Raw genomic sequence first — 3,769 nt, 5'->3', positions numbered from 1 at the left:
AATGCCTTCAAGTCAGCCCCCTCCAAAGGATGGTAAGGTAGCTGGATATTACTACTTAATCACTTCGCCAATCACACAAGCCAAGTCATAACCCGCGGTTCTCAGCTCATTTAAACAAGCGTTCGCTTGATCAGCAGGCACTCCAGCCAATAAACCTCCCGCAGTTTGGGGGTCAAATAAAATCTCTGCTTCTTTCGGCGTTTCCAAGGAAATAAAAGCACGCATCTTGGTATCGATTTGTTTGTTTTGCTCATGCAAGCTCGAGAATATACCCTTAGCCATCAGTGCTTCAGTACCGTCCAATACAGGTAAGGAAGCCAGATTCAAAGAAGCCTTTTGCTTTGACGCCTGAAGCATTTCCAGTAAGTGTCCAGCTAAGCCAAAGCCCGTGACATCGGTACAAGCTTTCGCCCTATGGTTGAAGAGGATATGACTCGCCTTTTGGTTAGACTGAAGCATCATTTCAATCGCCGATTTCACCCAAGGCCCCTTCGCCAAGCCTCGCATATCCCCTGCAAATAAAGCCCCTGTTCCCAGCGCTTTAGTTAGAATCAATTTATCACCTGGCTGAAGCCCAGCCTTGGTTAGAAGCTGGTTTTCATCGGTTAGACCATTAATGGTAAAGCCAAGGCTTAGTTCAGCACCTTCTGCAGTATGCCCCCCAACAATGGGCATCTCACACGCATCAAAAACCTTGCTCGCGCCAAGCATCAGATGAAGCAATTGCTGCTCAACTTTTTCTTCACTCGCAAAAGGTAAGGTCACTAAAGCTTGGGCGCTATGGGGCGTTGCTCCCATGGCAAAAATATCACCCAAGGCATGGTTCGCGGCAATCTGGCCAAAGAGGTAGTCATCATCGATGAAACGTCGAAAAGCATCGACAGACTGGACTAATAATTTATCGGCAGGAATGGCCAAAACGGCGGCATCATCCGGCTGGGACAGTGCTACCTTCGCCTTATCCTCATAACGTGTTGAAAGCTGGGCAATCACGCGATTTAAAATAGGCTGCCCCACTTTGGCACCGCAACCGCCACAACGCATACTCATCGGCTCAGCATCCACACTCGCATTTTCAGCGGGGATCATCGGCTTGGCAAGTTCACTAAAGCGGCGCATAAATTTACGGTCGATTGAATCTTTCCAGTGCCATACCCATGCGCCCGACATTGCCCAGTCACCTCTAGAGGCAATTGCAGCTTTGTCGCCAGTACTCACTAAACTCAGGAACTTGCTCTGAGGGACAAAGGCTTTTAATGGCTCACCACGTAGGGCTTTTTCAAGATTATCAGCCAAGGGTTTACCCTGGCGCACAGCAAATACACCGGCTTTAGGCCGTGGGTGATCCAGCACATCAGCAATATCACCCGAGGCAAAAACATTAGGATGAGAAACTGACTGCAAACAAGCATCCACTTCTATAAAGCCCCGCTCACTACAGGCTAAACCAGCGGCTTTCGGCCATTCAGGGGCTGACGCCGATATTGCCCAAATAATCTTGTCTAAGCTTAGTTCCCTCGGGTTTTCAGCGTCTCGCGCATCGACCAAGCACCCTTCTTCAACTTTAGACACGCGAAAATCATGATGAACCTGCACCCCACGTTTATCCAATACCTTTTGGTAGCGCTGCTGCACTTTGGCATTGTGGCTGGGCAGTATCGTGTCACTCCCCGAGACCACGTGAAAGCGAAGTTGCTCAAAGCTCGTCTTTCGGTATTTTAGCGCACACTTAAGTTTGTGCTGCATCGCTAGCGCAACTTCAACACCACTGGCACCACCGCCGACAATACCAATATCTACCGGCGAAGTGAGTTCCTTACTCAGTAGGGATTGCTGCAAGTCATGCCAGAGAGCGAGAAAGCGATCAACAGGTTTCACACCAACGCTAAACTCTTTAGTGCCTGGTATGTTTTTTAAGTCTGGAGAAGAGCCTATATCTATCGACAATACGTCGTACGAAAACGGCGGATGCTGCTGACAGAAGATGGTTTTCGCTTCAAGATCGAGGCCTGTCACGCTATCTTCAATAAAGCGCACCCCAAAACTTCGACACGCTGCGCCCAGGTCGATATGCACGTCTTCATGCTCGTAGTTCCCGGCAATCAAGCCAGGCAGCATACCTGAGTAAGGTGTGAGTACTGAATTGGAAATCAGGGTAATGCGCACACCAGGTAGGTGACGCTTGGCCAACATGCTCAGAGCAATAGCGTGGGCATGGCCACCACCGATTAACACCAAGTCTTGGCTAATGGGTGTATCAGTATTTGTCTCATTTTTTTTCACGTTTATTCCTAATCCAGCTCTTTAAGAGAGGCGGTAATCAATGGTAATCATTCGTTATCGCTCCCTCTTTAGTGCCCTAAACCTGTAGGCAGAGCCTTCCACGGCTCGCATGAAGGCTAGCACGAGGTTGATCGAGCGAGGGATAGAACCCTCTGCCTACAGTCATTGTTATTTGTTAAATATAAGCTTGAATGCCACTACTCCGCCAGTGCGCACGGCGCACCCTATAACGGGACTGTTCCTCTTACACTAACGCATATCCGGCAAGGCATTGAGCCGCAGCTTTCGCCTAATACCGCGTGATAAGGTATCGACAAGAATATTCAGCAATGCCGTCACTAAAATTAAAAACAAGGCGCGATCAAAGCGCAACTCTTCGAAGGCCGAGTCGACGTAAAAACCCAAGGTATGCACGCCGAGAATTCCCAGTATGGCACTCTCTCGTAGAATCACCTCCCAGCGGTAAAACAAAAAGGCCAAAAAGGGCCGATATAATCTGGGCGTGACTTCGTAGGAATATAGATTAATGCCTTTCGGGGCGTCTTGTCTTAGCTTAAGGTTGCGTGATGCGTTGCCAATCAAATGCGCGATAATCGCACCATTGTGCAAGCTCAAAGCCACGATCGCGGGCACCATCGAGGGACCCATCATAATCAGTAAAACAAACACCAACATCAGCTCAGGTATAGAGCGCAAAACGACTAACAAGAAGTGTGACAGATAACGGCTGCCTTTGTTCAAAAATAAGGGTGAAATAAAGGGGTACATGACTAAGGCTAAGATGCCACTGCCCACCAATGAAATCATGGTCAGTAATAAGGTATTCCAAACGCCTTCGGCCACCTGCTGCTGTATCAGAAAGCTAGCCCAGTCCCATGTCGCATACCAAGCCTCTAGCTGCCAAAGAGTTTCAGCCCCTTTTAAGGGTTCAGGCAGGATATCGTAGCTTAAAAAGCGCCATATCAGATCGGTCTGTGTACTCAGGTATAAATTCAATTGAGTCGATAACCACACCACCGCGACTAGCAATAGCAGCAATAAGCTACGACGATGACTCCAGAATCTTAAGCTGGCGATGACAAAAAAGAAGACATAGAGCACTGCCGCGGCCTGATCGTACTCGCCTTCACTGAAGAAGCTTTCGAGATGAAAGCCCAGCGTAGGCAAGCCGATAAAACCAAGTATCGCGCTGCTTCGAATACCGCACTCCAAACGATAACGCGTATACGACACGACTTGCGGCCAAGCCTGCGCCAAGCGCGCGTAAAGAAAAGCCGAAAACGAGCCTTGTGCCTGGTGGGTCAGGGCATCATTCGGCGCACGATCGCTTTCTTCCAAAATCTCGGCATAGACCTTGGCGAAGATGCCAGAAAAAGGAATGATAATCGCCAACAAGCCAGTCAGCGTCGACAAGCCAAAGAACTGCAAAAACAGCAAAGCCCAAAAAATTTCATGAATTGAACGGATAAAGGCACAGCCAATACGG

At 48.8% G+C, this 3,769-nt stretch carries 2 protein-coding genes; both read right to left on the bottom strand.

The genetic code is table 11. The annotated features are described in order from the left end of the window. Positions 1-51 precede the first annotated feature (51 nt). Positions 52-2,283 (bottom strand): selenide, water dikinase SelD, encoded by a 2,232-nt coding sequence (selD, locus tag A3756_RS11840; protein ID WP_068553554.1) that lies wholly within the window; start codon positions 2,281-2,283, stop codon positions 52-54. 249 nt (positions 2,284-2,532) lie between these two features. Next, positions 2,533-3,769: ABC transporter permease (locus A3756_RS27695; protein ID WP_068553553.1), on the bottom strand; the 1,237-nt coding region annotated here is incomplete at its 5' end.

This window comes from Oleiphilus sp. HI0086 (genome assembly GCF_001635225.1).
Note: the sequence above shows the minus strand (reverse complement) of the source record. Positions and strands in the feature narration are given on the sequence as shown.